The sequence below is a fragment of the Streptomyces sp. TLI_105 genome (assembly GCF_900105415.1).
Lineage (GTDB): Bacteria > Actinomycetota > Actinomycetes > Streptomycetales > Streptomycetaceae > Streptomyces.
The window spans coordinates 961,741-976,889 of sequence record NZ_FNSM01000001.1 but is presented as its reverse complement, the minus strand read 5'-3'; the positions used below and the strand labels follow the sequence as shown (position 1 = coordinate 976,889).

15 protein-coding genes are annotated in these 15,149 nt (G+C 75.3%); 7 read left to right on the top strand and 8 right to left on the bottom strand.

All coding sequences use genetic code 11. The features are described from left to right. Positions 1-120: 120 nt before the first annotated feature. Positions 121-1,509, top strand: coding sequence for a wax ester/triacylglycerol synthase family O-acyltransferase (locus BLW86_RS04525; protein WP_093872807.1), 1,389 nt, complete (start codon positions 121-123; stop codon positions 1,507-1,509). Here BLW86_RS04525 and BLW86_RS04520 read toward each other — a convergent pair. Genes BLW86_RS04520 through BLW86_RS04510 form a run of 3 tightly spaced genes read right to left on the bottom strand, consistent with a single transcriptional unit; the run spans position 1,472 to position 5,291 of the window. Next, the gene (locus tag BLW86_RS04520) at positions 1,472-3,232 is read right to left on the bottom strand and encodes an alpha/beta fold hydrolase (protein ID WP_256341206.1); all 1,761 of its coding nucleotides are present in this window, start codon (positions 3,230-3,232) and stop codon (positions 1,472-1,474) included. The two genes, BLW86_RS04525 and BLW86_RS04520, sit on opposite strands and share 38 nt — an antisense overlap. Before the next feature lie 53 nt (positions 3,233-3,285). Further along, positions 3,286-4,614 carry a sensor histidine kinase gene (locus BLW86_RS04515; protein WP_256341205.1) on the bottom strand — a complete coding sequence of 443 codons (1,329 nt, stop codon included), beginning with the start codon at positions 4,612-4,614 and terminating at the stop codon, positions 3,286-3,288. A gap of 5 nt (positions 4,615-4,619) precedes the next feature. Next, the gene (locus tag BLW86_RS04510) at positions 4,620-5,291 is read right to left on the bottom strand and encodes a response regulator transcription factor (protein ID WP_093872804.1); all 672 of its coding nucleotides are present in this window, start codon (positions 5,289-5,291) and stop codon (positions 4,620-4,622) included. A gap of 126 nt (positions 5,292-5,417) precedes the next feature. On the opposite strand from BLW86_RS04510, the gene BLW86_RS04505 reads away from it, so the two are divergent. The 4 genes from BLW86_RS04505 (at position 5,418) to BLW86_RS04490 (ending at position 9,603) form a co-directional block, all read left to right on the top strand. Continuing rightward, positions 5,418-6,167, top strand: a complete 750-nt coding sequence (locus BLW86_RS04505; RefSeq protein ID WP_093872803.1) for a LytR/AlgR family response regulator transcription factor — start codon at positions 5,418-5,420, stop codon at positions 6,165-6,167. 70 nt (positions 6,168-6,237) lie between these two features. Beyond that, positions 6,238-6,642, top strand: coding sequence for a hypothetical protein (locus BLW86_RS04500; RefSeq protein WP_177181553.1), 405 nt, complete (start codon positions 6,238-6,240; stop codon positions 6,640-6,642). Positions 6,643-6,652: 10 nt separating this feature from the next. Then, entirely contained in the window at positions 6,653-8,398 is a 1,746-nt protein-coding gene (locus BLW86_RS04495; protein ID WP_093872802.1) for a sodium/solute symporter, read from the top strand. Further along, the gene (locus BLW86_RS04490; RefSeq protein WP_093872801.1) at positions 8,395-9,603 is read left to right on the top strand and encodes a histidine kinase; all 1,209 of its coding nucleotides are present in this window, start codon (positions 8,395-8,397) and stop codon (positions 9,601-9,603) included. Before BLW86_RS04495 ends, BLW86_RS04490 begins: the two co-directional genes overlap by 4 nt. 6 nt (positions 9,604-9,609) lie before the next feature. Here BLW86_RS04490 and BLW86_RS04485 read toward each other — a convergent pair whose 3' ends face one another. From BLW86_RS04485 to BLW86_RS04475, 3 genes are all read right to left on the bottom strand, one after another. Beyond that, positions 9,610-10,116 (bottom strand): hypothetical protein, encoded by a 507-nt coding sequence (locus BLW86_RS04485; protein ID WP_371129446.1) that lies wholly within the window; start codon positions 10,114-10,116, stop codon positions 9,610-9,612. A 206-nt stretch (positions 10,117-10,322) separates the two neighbouring features. Further along, positions 10,323-10,745: a PaaI family thioesterase gene (locus BLW86_RS04480; RefSeq protein ID WP_093872799.1), complete on the bottom strand. Its 423-nt coding sequence runs from the start codon at positions 10,743-10,745 to the stop codon at positions 10,323-10,325. 4 nt (positions 10,746-10,749) lie between these two features. After that, positions 10,750-11,319 (bottom strand): sigma-70 family RNA polymerase sigma factor, encoded by a 570-nt coding sequence (locus tag BLW86_RS04475; protein WP_093872798.1) that lies wholly within the window; start codon positions 11,317-11,319, stop codon positions 10,750-10,752. Between the two features lie 262 nt (positions 11,320-11,581). Here BLW86_RS04475 and BLW86_RS04470 point away from each other — a divergent pair, with 262 nt between their 5' ends. Next, complete coding sequence (locus BLW86_RS04470; RefSeq protein WP_093872797.1) at positions 11,582-12,799, top strand: CapA family protein; 1,218 nt, start codon at positions 11,582-11,584, stop codon at positions 12,797-12,799. Between the two features lie 13 nt (positions 12,800-12,812). Here BLW86_RS04470 and BLW86_RS04465 read toward each other — a convergent pair whose 3' ends face one another. Continuing rightward, complete coding sequence (locus BLW86_RS04465) at positions 12,813-13,274, bottom strand: universal stress protein (protein WP_093872796.1); 462 nt, start codon at positions 13,272-13,274, stop codon at positions 12,813-12,815. Between the two features lie 90 nt (positions 13,275-13,364). On the opposite strand from BLW86_RS04465, the gene BLW86_RS04460 reads away from it, so the two are divergent. Further along, positions 13,365-14,240: a polysaccharide deacetylase family protein gene (locus tag BLW86_RS04460; protein ID WP_093872795.1), complete on the top strand. Its 876-nt coding sequence runs from the start codon at positions 13,365-13,367 to the stop codon at positions 14,238-14,240. A 76-nt stretch (positions 14,241-14,316) separates the two neighbouring features. Here the strand turns inward: BLW86_RS04460 and BLW86_RS04455 are convergent, their stop codons facing one another. Next, positions 14,317-14,976, bottom strand: coding sequence for a class F sortase (locus BLW86_RS04455; RefSeq protein WP_093872794.1), 660 nt, complete (start codon positions 14,974-14,976; stop codon positions 14,317-14,319). Between the last annotated feature and the right edge of the window lie 173 nt (positions 14,977-15,149).

Sequence of the window (15,149 nt, the reverse complement as noted above, 5' to 3'; positions counted from 1 at the left end):
GTGCGGGCGTGGGACTTCGCCGGCCTCCATCCGACCTCGATGGCGCAGGACTTCGCAGCGCCTTGCAGGACCTTGCAGGACAACAGGACATCGCAGGACTTCGCAGGACAAGAGGACACCTTGAGCAGCGAGCTACTGGCACCCCTGGACCTGGCCTTCTGGCACCTGGAATCCACCGAGCACCCCCTGCACCTCGGGGCCCTCGCCCACTTCGGCCCCCCGCCCGCCACCGGCCAGGAGCCCCCCGACGTCCTGGAACTGCTCGCCCGGCGGGCCGCTGCCGTCCCCCGGCTCCGGATGCGCGTCCGCGACGTCCTGTTCCCCGTCGGCGGCGCCGCCTGGAGCGCCGACCCCGACTTCGACGTGCGCCGGCACGTCCGCGAGATCGCCCTCCCCGGCGTCGACTTCACCGCCGAGGCCACCCGGCTCGCCGCCGAACTCATGGAACGACCCGTCGCCCGCGGCCTGCCGCCCTGGGAGATGTACCTGCTCAGCGGCGCCCCCGACGGCTCCTTCGCCGTCCTCGTCAAACTCCATCACGCCCTCGCCGACGGCATGCGGGCCGTCGCCATCGGCGCCGGGATCTTCGACGAGATCGCCGCGGGCCGACGCCCGGCCCGTCGCACCCGCCCCGTCCCCCCGCGCTCCTGGCTCCCCGGCCCGGGCCGCCTCCTCGACATCGCCCGCGACCGTCTCGGCGACCTCGGCCGGGCCGTCGAGGTCGGCGCCTCCGTCGTCGGCTCCTCGGTCGCCCGCGCGGGCCGCCTCGACGGGCAGCCCGCCGCCCCGCTCGCCGCCGACTCCAGCGGCACGCGCCGGATCGCCACCGCCACCCTGTCCCTCGACCGCGTCCACCGGATCCGCCGCACCACCGGCGGCACCGCCAACGACGTCCTCCTCGCCCTCGTCGCCGGCGCCCTGCGCCGCTGGTTCGACGGGCGCGGCCTGTCCCTCCCCGGCGCCGACCCGCGGGCCCTCGTCCCGGTCTCCCGGCGCCGCCCCGGCGCCCCGCCCGGCCCCGGCAACAGCCTCTCCGGATACCTCCTCGACCTGCCGGTCACCGAACCCGACCCGGCCGCCCGCCTCGCCGCCGTCCGCCGGGCCATGGACCGCAACAAGGCGGCCGGACCCTTCCGCGGAGCGGGCGCCGTCGCCCTCCTCGCCGACCAACTGCACCCGCTCGCCCACCGCTTCGGAGCCCCCCTCGCCGCCGGTGCCGCCCGGCTCCTCTTCGACCTCCTCGTCACCCAGGTGCCGCTGCCCCGCTCCGCGCTCTCCCTCGGCGGCGCCCCGCTGCGCGCGCTCTTCCCGATGGCCCCGCTCGCCCGCGGCCAGTCCCTCGCCGTCGCCATGTCCCCGTACGGCGGTCAGGTCCACATCGGCCTCGTCGCCGACGGCGAGGCCGTCCCCGACCTCGACGCGCTGGCCGCCGCGCTCACCGCCGAACTCGACCTGCTGGATCCGGCGGACGCTACGGCGCGCACGTCGTGCCAGGCCGGACCTTCGTGAGGGAGACCAGGTACTTCTCGACCTTCTCGTCGACGCAGGCGTCACGGCCGTATCCGGTGTGGCCGGGCGCCTCGAAGGACAACAGCATGCCGCCGGGGAACTGGCGCGCCAGGCTCACCGCCTCGTCGTAGGGCGTGGCGGGGTCGCCCGCCGTGCCCACGACGAGGACCGGCGGGACGCCCGGGGCGTGCACCCGGTGCGGCCGCTGGGTACCGGCCGGCCAGTCCTTGCAGACCAGTTCGCTCGTCACGCCGGACGTGCCGTAGACACCCGCGGCCTTGTCGGCGGGGGCCAGCGTGTCCCAGTACGCCTGTGCGTCGCGGGGGTGGGGGACGTCGAGGCAGTTGACCGCGATGAGGGCCGCGTCGCCGTTGTCCTCGGGCACGTCCGAGGCTTCGTCGTCGGCGGATTCGCCGTTCGAGGCTTCGCCCTCCGCCGGTTCGTTGCCTGCCGGTTCGCCGTCCGCCGGTTCGCCGTCCGCCGACTCGTCGTCCGTCGGTCCTTCCTCCGCCGGTTCGCCGGAGGCGCCCGCGTCGGACTCCCCGTCGGCGTCCTCGTCGCCCGCGGCCAGGGCCGCCAGCTTCGTACCGTCCCCGCCGTCCGCCGCGCGCAGCGCCTCGGACAGGCCCTCCCACTGCGCCTCCGGCGTGTACATGGACAGGCTGAGCGCGGAGACCAGGCCCGCCGCGTCGAGCCCCTCCTCGGAGCCGTCGACCGGCAGCGGTTCGCGCCGCGTCCGGTCGAGCAGCCGGTCCACCAGCGTGCGTATCTCCTCGGGCGTCGTGCCGGGGCAGGTCTCGCCGACCACGTCGGCACAGGAGTCGGCGTACTCCTCGACCGCGTCCCGGAAACCGGTCGACTGGCCGAGCACGCGCTGCCGCCAGTCCAGGGACGGGTCGACCGCCCCGTCCAGGACCATCGCCCGTACGCGGCGCGGGAACTGCTCGGCGTACGAGGTGCCCAGGCTCGTGCCGTACGACCAGCCGACGTACGTCAGCCTCCGCTCGCCCAGCGCGGCCCTCAGGACGTCCATGTCCCGGGCCGCGTCGTCCGTCCCGACGTGCGGCAGCAGCGGGCCGCTCGCCCTCCGGCAGGCGGCGGCCGTCGCCCGCGCGTCGGTGAGGGCGGCGGCGCGCTCGGCGTCCGTGCGGGGGTAGAGCGGCGCCTCGCCCGCGCCGGCGGCCGGGGACTTCTCGTCCGCCCGGTCCGCGGTGAGGCAGGTCAGGGCCGGCTTGCTCCCGCCGACGCCGCGCGGGTCGAAGGACACGATGTCGAACCGCTCGCGCACGCCCTCGCCGATGCCGTCGGCGACGCCGTCCTTCAGGAGCCGTACGCCGGGCTCACCCGGTCCGCCGGGGTTCAGGACGAGCGAGCCGAGGCGCTTGCCGGGGACCGCGGTCGCCGCCTTCGCCACCGGCAGGACGAAGGTCTTGCCGTCGCCGGGACGGTCGTAGTCCCTCGGGACGGTGAGCGTCGCGCACCGGAAGTCGCCGCAGGGCCGCCAGTCGAGCTTCTGGCCGTAGAAGCGCCGCAGGTCGGGGCGGGCGGCCGGGTCGGTGGCGGCCGAGGTCCTCGGCCGGCTCCCGTCCTGGCCGGATCCGGCCGTGCAGGCGGCCAGGGACGTGGTGCCGAGGACGGCGAGGGCGAGGACGAGGGCCCGGCGGCGGGCGGCGGTGCGGAACACGAGGAACTCCCCTGGATGGTCGGTCCAGGGAAGGGTCACGCACCGATGCTGAGGTTTTGCTGAAGAGGCCCCGTACCGCCCCGGAGCGCGAGTCAGCCCGAGACCGGCAGCCGCAGGACGAACCGGGCCCCGCCGCGTTCGCCGCGTCCCGCCGTGAGCGTGCCGCCGTGCGCGTGGGCGACCCAGGAGGCGATGGACAGACCCAGGCCGGTGGACCCGGATCCGCTGCGGAACCGCTCGAACAGGGCTCCCGCGACCTCCGGAGGCAGACCGGGACCCGCGTCCTCGACCGTCAGCGTGCCGTCCCGACCCACCGTGATCAGCACGTCCGCCGGGACGCCCGGCGCGTGGCCGTGCGCGAGCGCGTTCTCCAGCAGGTTGCCGACGGCCCGGCGCACGAGCTCGGGATCGGCGACCACGACGGTGTCCTCGGCCTCGACCCGGACGCGGTGGCCCTCCGGACGAGCCTCGGAGGCTTCCTGGGCGACCGCCTCCACCAGCTGGTCCAGACGCAGCGGCTGGCGCGCGACCGCGGCCGTACCGGACATGAGCCGGGCACGGGTGAGGAGCCCGTCGACGAGCCGGCCCATCCCCTCCGCCAGGCGCAGCGTGCGCCGGTGCACGTCCGCGCTGTCCGTCTCGCCGCGCAGCGCCGTCTCGGCGAGCGTCCGCAGCGAGGCGGCCGGGGTCCGCAGATCGTGTGCGGCGTCCGCGAGGAACGCCTCCTGCCGGTCGAGCGCGGCGAGCGCGGGGCGGACCGCCCGTCCCGACAGGACGTGTCCGACGGCCGCCGACAGCAGGACGAGCACCGCGCAGCCGCCCGTCACCAGCCACACGAGCCGCCGGTGGTCGTCCCGCTGGGCGGTCGCGTCGGCCACCGTCACGAGCACGCCCTGCGGCCCCTCGTCGTCCGCCGCCTCCGGCGCGTAGAAGGGCTGGGCGAACACGCGTACCGGCTCGCCGTCCGTCGTGCGCCCGTCGAAGGCCCGGACGCCGTCGGCCCGCACCGCCGCACGGCCCGCCTCCAGGACCACGGCCCGGCTCACCGTCAGACACGGCTTCGTCGGCGCGTGCTCGACCGTCAGCGCGCCCCGGTCGCCCCCGCCCACGAGGAGCACCGTCAGCGGGGGGCACGCCGTGTCCACCGAGTCCGCCAGGACGTCCAGGACGAGCCGTCCCTCCTCGTCGGTCTCCAGGAGACCGAGGGCCCAGCTGGTGTCCGCGTCCATCGTGTGATCGAGCTGCTCCCGCCAGCGGCCGCTGTCGCTGCGCACGGCGAGCACCGCCATCGCGATCAGCCCCACGGCACTGGTCAGCGCGAACAGCAGGCTGATCCGCCGGCGCAGCCGCAGCACCCGGGCCGTCGGCGTGAGCGTCGCGGACCGGCTCCGTGACCGGCCTCCCGCCCGGCCGGGCAGCACGGGCCTCACCGCGCGTCGTCGGGGGAGAGGCGGTAGCCGACCCCGCGCACGGTGTGGATCACCGGCGGGTCCCCGAGCTTGCGGCGGAGCTGGGAGACGAGCACTTCGAGGACGTTCGACTGGGGTTCGGCCATCTCGTCCCAGCAGCTCTCGATCAGCTCGGCGCGCGAGACCGTCTGGTCGGAGCGCGCCGCGAGGACCTCCAGGACCGCGAACTCCCGGCCCGTGAGCGTCAACAGCACCCCGGCCCGGCGGACGTGCCGACGCGCGGTGTCGATCTCCAGGTCGCCGACGCGGTGCACCGGGGGGCGTACGACCGCGGACCGGCGGCACAGGCTGCGCACCCGGGCGACCAGTTCGGGCACGGCGAACGGCTTGACGAGGTAGTCGTCCCCGCCGCTCGCGAAGCCCTCCACCCGGTCCGCCACCGTGTCGCGCGCGGTCAGGAACAGCACGGGCACGTCGCGGCCGGCGCGCCGCAGCCCGTCGACGAAGGCGGCGGCGTCCCCGGACGGCAGCATCCGGTCGAAGACCGCGCAGTCGTACGCCGTGACGAACAACGCCTCGTCGGCCCGGGGCAGATCGGCGGCCTCGTCGACGGCGAGCCCGGCGGCGCGCAGAGCGGCGGCCACCCCGAACCGGAGGTCTTCGTCGTCCTCGACGAGCAGTACACGCACGTCGCACACCCTAAGACAGGCCCCGATCCCGTCCGGCGCGGCCCGGCCCCTGCCCCACCTGCCGGACCGGCAGGAAGATCCCCGCCGACCGCCGCACGTCCGGGCTCCTCGCATAAACTCCCGCGCATGCTGCGCGTACTGGCCGTCGACGACGAGGAGCCCGCCCTCGGCGAACTGCTCTACCTGCTGCGCGCCGACCCCCGGGTGCGGACAGCCGAGGGGGTGGGCGACGCGGCCGCCGCGCTGCGGAGGATCGGGCGCGCCCTGGACTCCGGGCCCGACGGCGAGGACGGCATCGACGTCGTCTTCCTCGACATCCACATGCCCGGCCTCACCGGCCTCGACGTCGCCCGGCTGCTCGCCGACTTCGCCCGGCCGCCGCTCGTCGTCTTCGTCACCGCCCACGAGGGCTTCGCGCTCCAGGCCTTCGACCTCCAGGCGGTCGACTACGTCCTCAAGCCGGTCCGCCGCGAGCGGCTCGCCGAGGCCGTCCGGCGCGTCCACGGACTCGCGCACGCCGCCCCCGCTCCCGCCCCTGCCGCCCCCGAGCAGATCCCCGTGGAGCTCGGCGGCGTCACCCGCTTCGTCGCCGTCGACGACATCGCGTACGTCGAGGCGCACGGCGACTACGCCCGCCTCCACACCGACCACGGCAGCCACCTCGTCCGCATCCCCCTCTCCACCCTCGAAGAGCGGTGGGCCGACCGGGGGTTCGTCCGCATCCACCGCAGCCACCTCGTGTCCGTCGGCCGGATCACCGAACTCCGTGTCGACGGCGGTGCCACCTCGGTGCGGCTCGGCGACACCGACCTCGCCGTCTCCCGTCGGCACGCCCGCCACCTGCGGGATCTCCTGACGCGCCGCGCGGGCGGCTGACCCCTACCGGCCCGTGAGCCCTTCCGCTTACACTCCACGGGCCCGCCCGACCGTGAGGGAGCGGACACCGATGTCCGAGCACCAAGCCGCGCGCCGGTCCCGGCGCGAGACCGTCACCTACGCCTCGGCCCTGGGCGACCGGTCCGTGGTCCCGCCGCGCCCGCGTCCCCGGACCCCGCACCCGCCCGCCCGCTCCGAGATCGACGAGCAGACCACCCTCGGCCACACCTACGTCCGCTCCCTGATGCGCAGCCAGCTCCGCGCCGCCCTCACCGCCCTCGGCGCCCTCGCGCTGCTCGTCGGCTCGCTGCCGCTGCTGCTCGCGCTGCCCGCCCCCGAGGCGCTCGTCTGGGGCGCCCTCGGCTTCGGCGTGTACCCGGTCGTCTGGGCCGTCGCCCACTGGTACGTCCACCGCGCCGAGCGCAACGAACGCGACTTCACCGGCCTGGTGGAGACCGGCTCCGTCGAGCGGTGAACCGACCCGCATGAACCAGACCTACGCGGTCGCCGCCGTCACCGCCGTCGTCCTCGCCACCGTCCTCATCGGCGCACTCGGCCTGCGGATCTCCCGCACCACCTCCGACTTCTACGTCGCCTCGCGGACCGTCCGGCCGGCCCTCAACGCCGCCGCCATCAGCGGCGAGTACCTCTCCGCCGCCTCCTTCCTCGGGATCGCCGGACTCGTCCTCGTCCAGGGCCCCGCCATGCTCTGGTACCCGGTCGGCTACACCGCCGGATACCTCGTCCTGCTCGTCCTCGTCGCCGCCCCGCTGCGCCGCTCCGGGGCGTACACCCTCTCCGACTTCGCCGAGGCCCGCCTCGAATCCCCGCAGGCCCGGCGGCTCGCCAGCCTCTTCGTCGTCGGCATCGGCTGGCTGTACCTGCTGCCGCAGCTCCAGGGCGCCGGACTCACCCTGGAGATCCTCACCGGCGCCCCCGACTGGGTCGGCGGACTGCTCGTCGCCCTCGTCGTCACCGGCACCGTCGCCGCGGGCGGCATGCGCAGCATCACCTTCGTCCAGGCCTTCCAGTACTGGCTCAAGCTCACCGCCCTCCTCGTCCCCGCCCTCTTCCTGCTCGCCGCCTGGTACGGGGACGGGGCGCCCCGGGCCCGTTTCGACGCCCCCGCCGTGCTCCGCGACCACACCGTCGTCCAGGTCGCCGACACCGTACGGATCGGGCTCGACGCCCCGCTCGCGGTCACCGTCACCGGCAGCGTCGACTCCGTCGCGTACACCGGCCGGACCGTCACCCTCGCCCCCGGCACCCACCACGTCCTCGGCGGCACCTCGCTCGCCTTCGCACCGGGGGCGCCCCTGCCCGACCGGGCCGCCGGCGGCTCCGACCCCCTCGGCTGGTCCCAGCCGCTCGCCGGGGGCCGCGACGGACACCAGCTGTACGCCACGTACGGGCTGATCCTCGCCACCTTCCTCGGCACCATGGGACTGCCGCACGTCGCCGTCCGCTTCTACACCAGCCCGCACGGCCGCGCCGCCCGCCGCACCACCCTCGTCGTGCTCGGCCTCGTCGGCGCCTTCTACCTGTTGCCGGGCCTGTACGGAGCCCTCGGCCGCATCTACGCCCCCGAACTCGCCCTGACCGGCTCCGCCGACGCCGCCGTCCTCGTCCTGCCCGACCGGATCCTCGGCGGACTCCTCGGCGACCTCCTCGGGGCGCTCCTCGCGGCCGGCGCCTTCGCCGCCTTCCTCTCCACCGCCTCCGGGCTCACCATGTCGGTCGCCGGGGTCCTCACCCAGGACGTGCTGCCCTCCCGGACGCCCTCCCGGGGCGTACGGCACTTCCGCCTCGCGACCCTGCTCGCCACCGCCGTCCCGCTCGCCGTCGGGGTGGTCGCCTCCAAGGTGCCGGTCGCCGACGCCGTCGGCCTCGCCTTCGCCGTCTCCGCCTCCTCCTTCTGCCCCCTGCTCGTCCTCGGGATCTGGTGGCGGCGACTCACCCCGCCCGGCGCCACGGCCGGGCTCCTGCTCGGCGGCGGCTCCGCCCTCGCGGCCGTGATGGCGACCCGGGCCGGACTCGCGCCCGAGGGCTGGCCGCACACCCTGATGGCCTGGCCGGCCGTCTGGTCGGTCCCCCTGGGGTTCCTGACGATGGTGCTCGTCTCGCTCGCCACCCCCCGCCGGATCCCGCCCGGCACCCCCGCCATCCTCGCCCGGCTCCACCTCCCGGAGGAGATCACCGGGGCCGTGCCCGCGCAGGAGGTGCGCCGATGAGCGGGATCGCCCTCGCCGCCGCGGCCGCCGCCGGGGCCGTGCTGCTCGCCGCGGGCTTCGTCCTCGGCCGGTTCGCCGCCCGGCGCGGCGGGCGCGCCGCCGATGCCGACCTCGGCACACCCGTCGAGCGGGCCACCTTCCACACCCTGCACACCGCCTCGCTCGCCGCGCCCCCGCTGCGCGGCGGGCTCACCGAGGAGACCGCCCGCAAGGCGGCCCGCACGCTCCGCTCGCTGCTCGGCACCGAGGCGCTCTGCCTCACCGACCGGGGCGCGGTCCTCGCCTGGGACGGGCCGGGCGAGGACCACCACCGGGCCCATGTCCCCGAGCAGGCCGCCGCGACCCTGGCGACCGGTCGCAGCCGCTCCGCCCACAGCGGCTGCGACGACCCGGCGTGCCCGCTGCGCTGGGCGGTGATCGCCCCGCTCACCGGGGAGGACGGCGTCCTCGGCGCGCTCGTCGCCTACGGCTCGCGGGAGTCGGCCGTCCTCGTGCGGGCGGCGACCGAGCTGGCCCGCTGGGTCTCCGTCCAGCTGGAACTGGCCGAACTCGACCGCTCGCGCACCCGGATCGTGGAGGCCGAGATCCGCGCCCTGCGCGCCCAGATCTCCCCGCACTTCATCTTCAACTCCCTCGCCGCCATCGCCTCGTTCGTCCGCACCGACCCCGAGCGGGCCCGGGAACTCCTCCTGGAGTTCGCCGACTTCACCCGCTACTCCTTCCGCAGGCACGGAGAGTTCGCCCAGCTCGCCGACGAACTGCGCTCCATCGAGCAGTACCTGGCCCTGGCGGGGGCCCGCTTCGGGGACCGGCTGAAGGTGACCCTGCAGATCGCCCCCGAGGTGCTGCCGGTGACCCTGCCGTTCCTCTGCCTCCAGCCGCTCGTGGAGAACGCGGTGAAGCACGGCCTCCAGGACCGGGAGCGGGGCTGCCGCGTCACGATCGCCGCCCGGGACGCGGGCGCCGAGGCGGTGGTGACGGTCGAGGACGACGGCATCGGCATGGACCCCGAGCTGTTGCGCGCCGTCCTGCGCGGGGAGCACCCGGCGGGCTCCGGCATCGGCCTGTCCAACGTGGACGAGCGGCTGCGCCAGGTGTACGGGGCGGAGCACGGGCTCGTCATCGAGACCGGCGTCGGCGCCGGGATGAAGGTGACGGTACGCGTCCCCAAGTACCGCCCGGGAGTGCACCCTTCTGCGCCGTAGCGGGTGTCAGCGCAGGTGCAGCGACAGGTGCGCGAGCGGGAGGCCCAGCTTCCAGGCCGGGAGCCAGATCTGCTCGGCCTCGTCGACCGGGCCCTCGGGGTCGGTCCGGCCGTCGAGGTCGGCGGCGCGGATCCAGGTGTCCCGCAGCCGGGCCCAGGCGGTCCGCGCGAGCGCCAGGTCGGGGCCGTCGCCGTCGGCCGCCTGCCGCGCGGCGAGCCGCTCCTCGACCCAGGGCGGCCAGGGCGGATCGTAGGCGGTGTGCCGCAGCCACTCGTCGACCCGCCGGCCGGCCCATGCGCCGGCCGGTCCGTCCGGCTCCTCGGCGAGGTGGACGGTGAGGGTCAGCGCCTGGAGGCCGGCCCGGTACTCCAGTGAGCCGGGGGCCACGAGCGCGGCGGCCCGCAGCACCTCGTCGGCCAGGTACTCGGCGCACAGCCAGGCCATCGGGACGGCGAGGCCGCCGCCACTCGTGCCGCCGGCGCCGTTCGTGCTCTCGGGCAGCAACGCTCCCACCTTCTCCCCGGACGTGAGGGCCCCGGACGTCAGGGGCCCGGGGGAGAGCCTCCTCCGTGAAGGGCGCCCGCGGGTCCCGCTTTGCTCAACTCGCCTGTGTGGTTTCGGATACGTTTCCCGGCCGGATCGGTGCGGGTGGGGTTCCTGGTATGGGGCGGGTCGAGGGTGGCGCGTGGGGCGGGGGAGTCCGGGAGGTCCGGGCCGGCTCAGCCCAGGAGCGCGTAGACGGCGGTCGCGTGGGCCGCGGTCTCCTCCGTGTCCTCGGCCGTCATGGTGATGTCGGCGAAGGCCATCCGCTTGCCCGCCTTGGTGAGCCGGGCCCGCACGAGGACGTCGGCGCCGATCACCGCGCGCTGGAAGCTGATGGACTGCTGGACGGTGGTCATCGGCACGAAGCCGCCCCGGGCCGCGGCGACCGCGATGACCGTCGCGGTGTCGGCGGCGGCCATCAGGGCCTGGCCGGAGAGACCGCCGCCCTCCCGGGCGAGCCGGTCCGACCAGGGGAGCCGGAGCACGGCCTCGTGGCCGTCGACCGGGTCGACGGATTCGACGGTGAGTCCCAGATCGAGCACCCAGGGGGCGAAGTTGTCGGCGAGGACCTTTTCGGCGGCGGCGAGTGTCAGCGTCACGGCGTCATTGTGGGGCCCCGGCACGGGCCCGGGCAACGGCCGCGCGGCGCGGCCGGTAGCCGGGCAGGGAGCGGCCGAGCTGCCGCAGGGCGTAGTGCGAACGGGACTTGACGGTTCCGGCGGGGATGCCGAGCTCGGCGGCGGCCTCGTTGACGGTGAGGCCGTGGAAGTAGAGCCGGACGAGCACCGCGCGGTGCTCGGGGCTCAGCTCCCGTACCGCCGCGCGCACGTCGAGCGCGGCCTCGGCCGAGGCGGTGGCGTCGGCGGGGTCGGGCGTCACCGCCAGGACGCCGTCGCCGATCTCGGCGGGCCGGGCGAGGCGTGAGCGGCGGGCGTCGATGGCGAGGCGGCGGGCCACGGTGAAGAGCCAGGGGCGCATCGAGGCGTAGGGGCCGTCGAAGGCCTCGGGGTGGAGCCAGGCCCGTACCAGGGTCTCCTGCGCGAGGTCCTCGGCCCGCTGCCGGTCCCCGTGGGTCAGGCCGAGCAGGAAGGTGAGGAGTGCCGGACCGTGGTCCCGCTGCAGCTCCTCCAGGGTCCGTTCGTCGGTCGTCGCCGTCGCCGTCGCCGTCGTCATGCTCTGCCCGCCTCTCCCGCTGCTCGTCGTCCGGGGCGTATACGAGCGCATCCGGACGGCGAGGGACAGGGAACGGACATCGCTCTGCGACGAACGGTCGCACCGAGCGGCGAATGGTACGGCGAACGGTCGGACGGAGCCGGTGCGTCCGTTTCGGCGGGGTTCCTCACCCGGTGCGGCCTCGACTCTTGACTGCGGCTTTCCCGAAGGATCAATTCGTCAGAACAGATGTTCATCACATGATTCGGGTGGAGTGCCGCACATGACCTCACGCACCAGACCCGCGGGGGCGGCGGCGCTCGCCGCGCTCCTGCTCGCGGCGGTGACCGGCTGCGCCGGTGGCGGCGGACCGGCCCCCGGCGGCCCCACCCCGGACCGCCCGACCGGGCGGACCGGCACCGGAAGCCCCACCACCCCGTCCGCCGCGCCCGGCGGGGCCTCCGCACCCGTCGGCTTCACCCTCGTCGCCTCCGGCGACGTCCTCCCGCACGACTCGATCATCCGACGCGCCGCCGAGGACGCGGACGGGGCCGGCTACGACTTCAGGCCCATGCTCTCCGGGGCCAAGTCCGTGGTCTCCCGCGCCGACCTGGCCATCTGTCACATGGAGACCGTGTACGGGGAGGAGGGCGGGCCCTACACCGGATACCCCGCCTTCAAGTCGCCGCCCGAGGTCGCCGCCGCCCTCGGGGCCACCGGCTACGACTCCTGCTCCACCGCCTCCAACCACACCCTCGACGACGGGGCGGCGGGCCTCCGCCGCACCCTCGACGCGCTCGACAGGGCCGGCGTCCGGCACGCCGGATCCGCCCGTACGGCCGAGGAGGCGGCGCGACCCACCCTGCTCAAGGCCGGCGGCGCCACGGTCGCCCAGCTCGCGTACACCTACGACACCAACGGCTATCCGCTGCCCGAGGGCCAGCCCTGGGCCGTGCGGCTGCTCGACGAGAAGAAGGTGATCGCCGACGCGCGCGCCGCCCGCGCGGCCGGCGCCGACGTGGTGGTGGTCAGCGTCCACTGGGGCACCGAGTGGCAGACCGAACCCGACGAGCGGCAGCTCTCCCTCGGCCGCGCGCTGACCGCCTCGCAGAGCGGCGGACGCCCGGACGTCGATCTCGTCATCGGTACACATGCACACGTCCCACAGCCCTACGAGAAGGTCAACGGGACCTGGATCATCTACGGGATGGGCGACCAGATCGCCGGCGACATGATCAACCACGAGGGCTCCTACGACCCGCGCGGCAACCAGAGCAGCATCGGCCGCTTCACCTTCGCCCCGCCCAGGACCGCCGGCGGGCGCTGGGAGGTCACCAAGGCCGAGTTCATCCCGCAGTGGTTCGACACCGCGCGCGGCCGCGTGGTGAACCTCGGCGCGGCGGAGGGCGGGGACGCGCACCAGGACGGGATCCGCGACACCGTCCGGCAGGTGGTCCTCGGCCGGGGGGCCGCCAAGGACGGCCTGGTGATGGGCGAGTAGGGCGTACGGCCGGTCAGGGGACGACCGTGACCGGCCAGCGGCCCGCCTTCACCAGGCGGACGGCGACCGAGCCGACGAAGCGGTGGCCCGCCGACTCCGAGGCGCCCACCACCACGGCGTCCGCCGTCAGCTCCTCGGCGGCCCGGACCAGGCCCGCGTAGGCGTCGCCCCGGAAGGTGTGGAACTCCCACCGGATCCGCCAGAGGTCCTTGACCCTCTCGGCGGACGTCCGGATCTCCGCGACGAGGTCCTCGGCGATCTCCTCGGTCGTCCCGGCCACGGGCGCGCCGAGCGCCGTGCCCGCCGCGATCACCGGCTGTACGTACACGAGCGCGAGCAGGGCGTTCTGGCGCCGGGCGAGCCCGGCCGCGTACGCCGCGGCGCGCAGGGAGGAGGCGGAGCCGTCTATCCCTGCCATGATCACCTTCGGGCCGTCGGTGCCGCGTTCGAACCGGTCGGGCTGTTGTTCGCTCACTCTTCGAGGTTATCGGCTCATCGGGTGTTTTCGGACGGGCGGCCGGTGTCGTTGAGCTGCCCGGACCCTCGCCCGTAGGAACCATTGGTCATGAAAAAGGATCAGATGCCCAGTGGGCGCCGGGCGGTGCTGCGGCTCGCCGCCGCCCTCGGGGCCACCGTGACCGTCGGAGCCCTCGCGGCGGACCGGTTCGCCACGCACGACCCGGCCACCGGCGCCGCCTCCACGCCCCAGGGCGCTTCCGGCGCGGGTCGCGCAGGGCCGGCCGCGGGCCCCCAGGCGCACTCCGCCCGGCTGAGCCCCTCCGCGTACCGGCTCCAGCCCATGACCTCCTACGCGCCCCCGGCCTTCCGGCGCGCGATGCCGCCGGTGCGGCAGCGGCCCTTCCTCAGCATGTCCGGGGTCGGCCGCTCGATGGTGCTGACCTTCGACGACGGCCCCGACCCCCGGTACACCCCCGGCATCCTGGAGACCCTGCGCCACTACGACTGCCGGGCGATGTTCTTCGTCTGCGGCGAGATGGCCGTGGACAACCAGGACCTGCTGCGGGAGATGGCCGAGGACGGCCACGTCGTCGGCAACCACTCCTGGTCCCACCCGCTCATCCCGAAACTGCGACCCTCCCGGATCCGCGCCGAGCTGGGCTCCACCAGCGAGGTCATCGAGAAGGCCCTGGGCACGGCCCCCCTCTGGTACCGCGCGCCCTACGGCGCCTGGAACCGGCTCTCCTTCGAGATCGGCGCCGAGCTCGGCATGGAGCCGCTCGCCTGGACCGTCGACACCCTGGACTGGACGGAACCCGGCACCGGCACCATCGTCCGCCGCGTCCTCGACGGCGCCGCGCCCGGCGTCGTCGTCCTCTCCCACGACGCCGGCGGCAACCGCTCCCAGAGCGTGGCCGCGCTCCGCCGCTACCTGCCCGAACTCCTCGACGCCGGCTACCACATCACCGTCCCGCGGCGCTGACCGCACCGGCACGGGGAAGGGCCCCGGCACCCTCGGGTGCCGGGGCCCTTCCCCGTGCGCGGGACCCGAGTCCCGGTCAGCGCGAGCCCACCATGCGCGCGAAGACGACGACGTTCCCGTCGTAGCCACGCGTCCGCGTGTAGCCGCCGCCGCAGGTGATCACCCGCAGCTCCGGTTCGCCGGTGTCGGCGTAGACCTGCACGCCGGGGAAGTTGTCCTTGGCGTACACCTCGACGCCGTAGATCTCGAAGACCGCCACCCGGCCGTCGTACCGCTCGACCTCGATGTGCTGGCCCTTCTGGAGGGAGCCCAGGCCGTAGAAGACCGCCGGGCCCTTCGTGTTGTCGACGTGGCCGACGAGGACGGAGGTGCCGCGCATGCCGGGGGCGATGCCGTTCTGGTACCAGCCGACGAGGTTGGGGTCCTCCGGGGGCGGGGCCGCCACCCAGCCCTGCTCGTCCAGACCCACGTCCATAATGGGGGCCGCCACCTGGATCGCCGGGATCTTGACCCGGGAGGCCGGGGCGGAGGGCAGCGGCTCCAGACCGGTGCTCGCGGCGGGCGGCGGGGCGACCGGACGCGCCACCGGCCGGGCCGCCGCGGCGGGTTGCGGCGGCCCGAGGGGGACGTCCACCCCGTTGCGCATCATCGCGAGTCCGGACAGCATGGCGAGGGCCAGGACGCCCCAGGGTTGGCGTCTCCTGCGCTCGAAGACGCGGAAGTCCTTCGGGGGCATGGTTCTCCCTTCTCGGCGTCGTCAGAACGGTAAGGGCGGTCGCACGGGCCGTCGCGCCGGACGGTGCGAATGGGTGGAGGCCGCCGCCGGACGGGTGCCCCGGCCCCGGCGCGGGACACGCGGCGGCGCACCCCGGCGGAAGGGGGGGCACGGAGGGCAGGCGGGTGACGGCC

What these genes read in the sequence shown, in the direction of transcription:
- BLW86_RS04500 (WP_177181553.1), top strand. Translation starts at nt 6,238, where the DNA reads ATGTCCGAGCACCAAGCCGCGCGCCGGTCCCGGCGCGAGACCGTCACC.
- BLW86_RS04495 (WP_093872802.1), top strand. Translation starts at nt 6,653, where the DNA reads ATGAACCAGACCTACGCGGTCGCCGCCGTCACCGCCGTCGTCCTCGCC.
- BLW86_RS04490 (WP_093872801.1), top strand. Translation starts at nt 8,395, where the DNA reads ATGAGCGGGATCGCCCTCGCCGCCGCGGCCGCCGCCGGGGCCGTGCTG.
- BLW86_RS04505 (WP_093872803.1), top strand. Translation starts at nt 5,418, where the DNA reads ATGCTGCGCGTACTGGCCGTCGACGACGAGGAGCCCGCCCTCGGCGAA.
- BLW86_RS04455 (WP_093872794.1), bottom strand. Translation starts at nt 14,976, where the DNA reads ATGCCCCCGAAGGACTTCCGCGTCTTCGAGCGCAGGAGACGCCAACCC.
- BLW86_RS04470 (WP_093872797.1), top strand. Translation starts at nt 11,582, where the DNA reads ATGACCTCACGCACCAGACCCGCGGGGGCGGCGGCGCTCGCCGCGCTC.
- BLW86_RS04460 (WP_093872795.1), top strand. Translation starts at nt 13,365, where the DNA reads ATGAAAAAGGATCAGATGCCCAGTGGGCGCCGGGCGGTGCTGCGGCTC.
- BLW86_RS04475 (WP_093872798.1), bottom strand. Translation starts at nt 11,319, where the DNA reads ATGACGACGGCGACGGCGACGGCGACGACCGACGAACGGACCCTGGAG.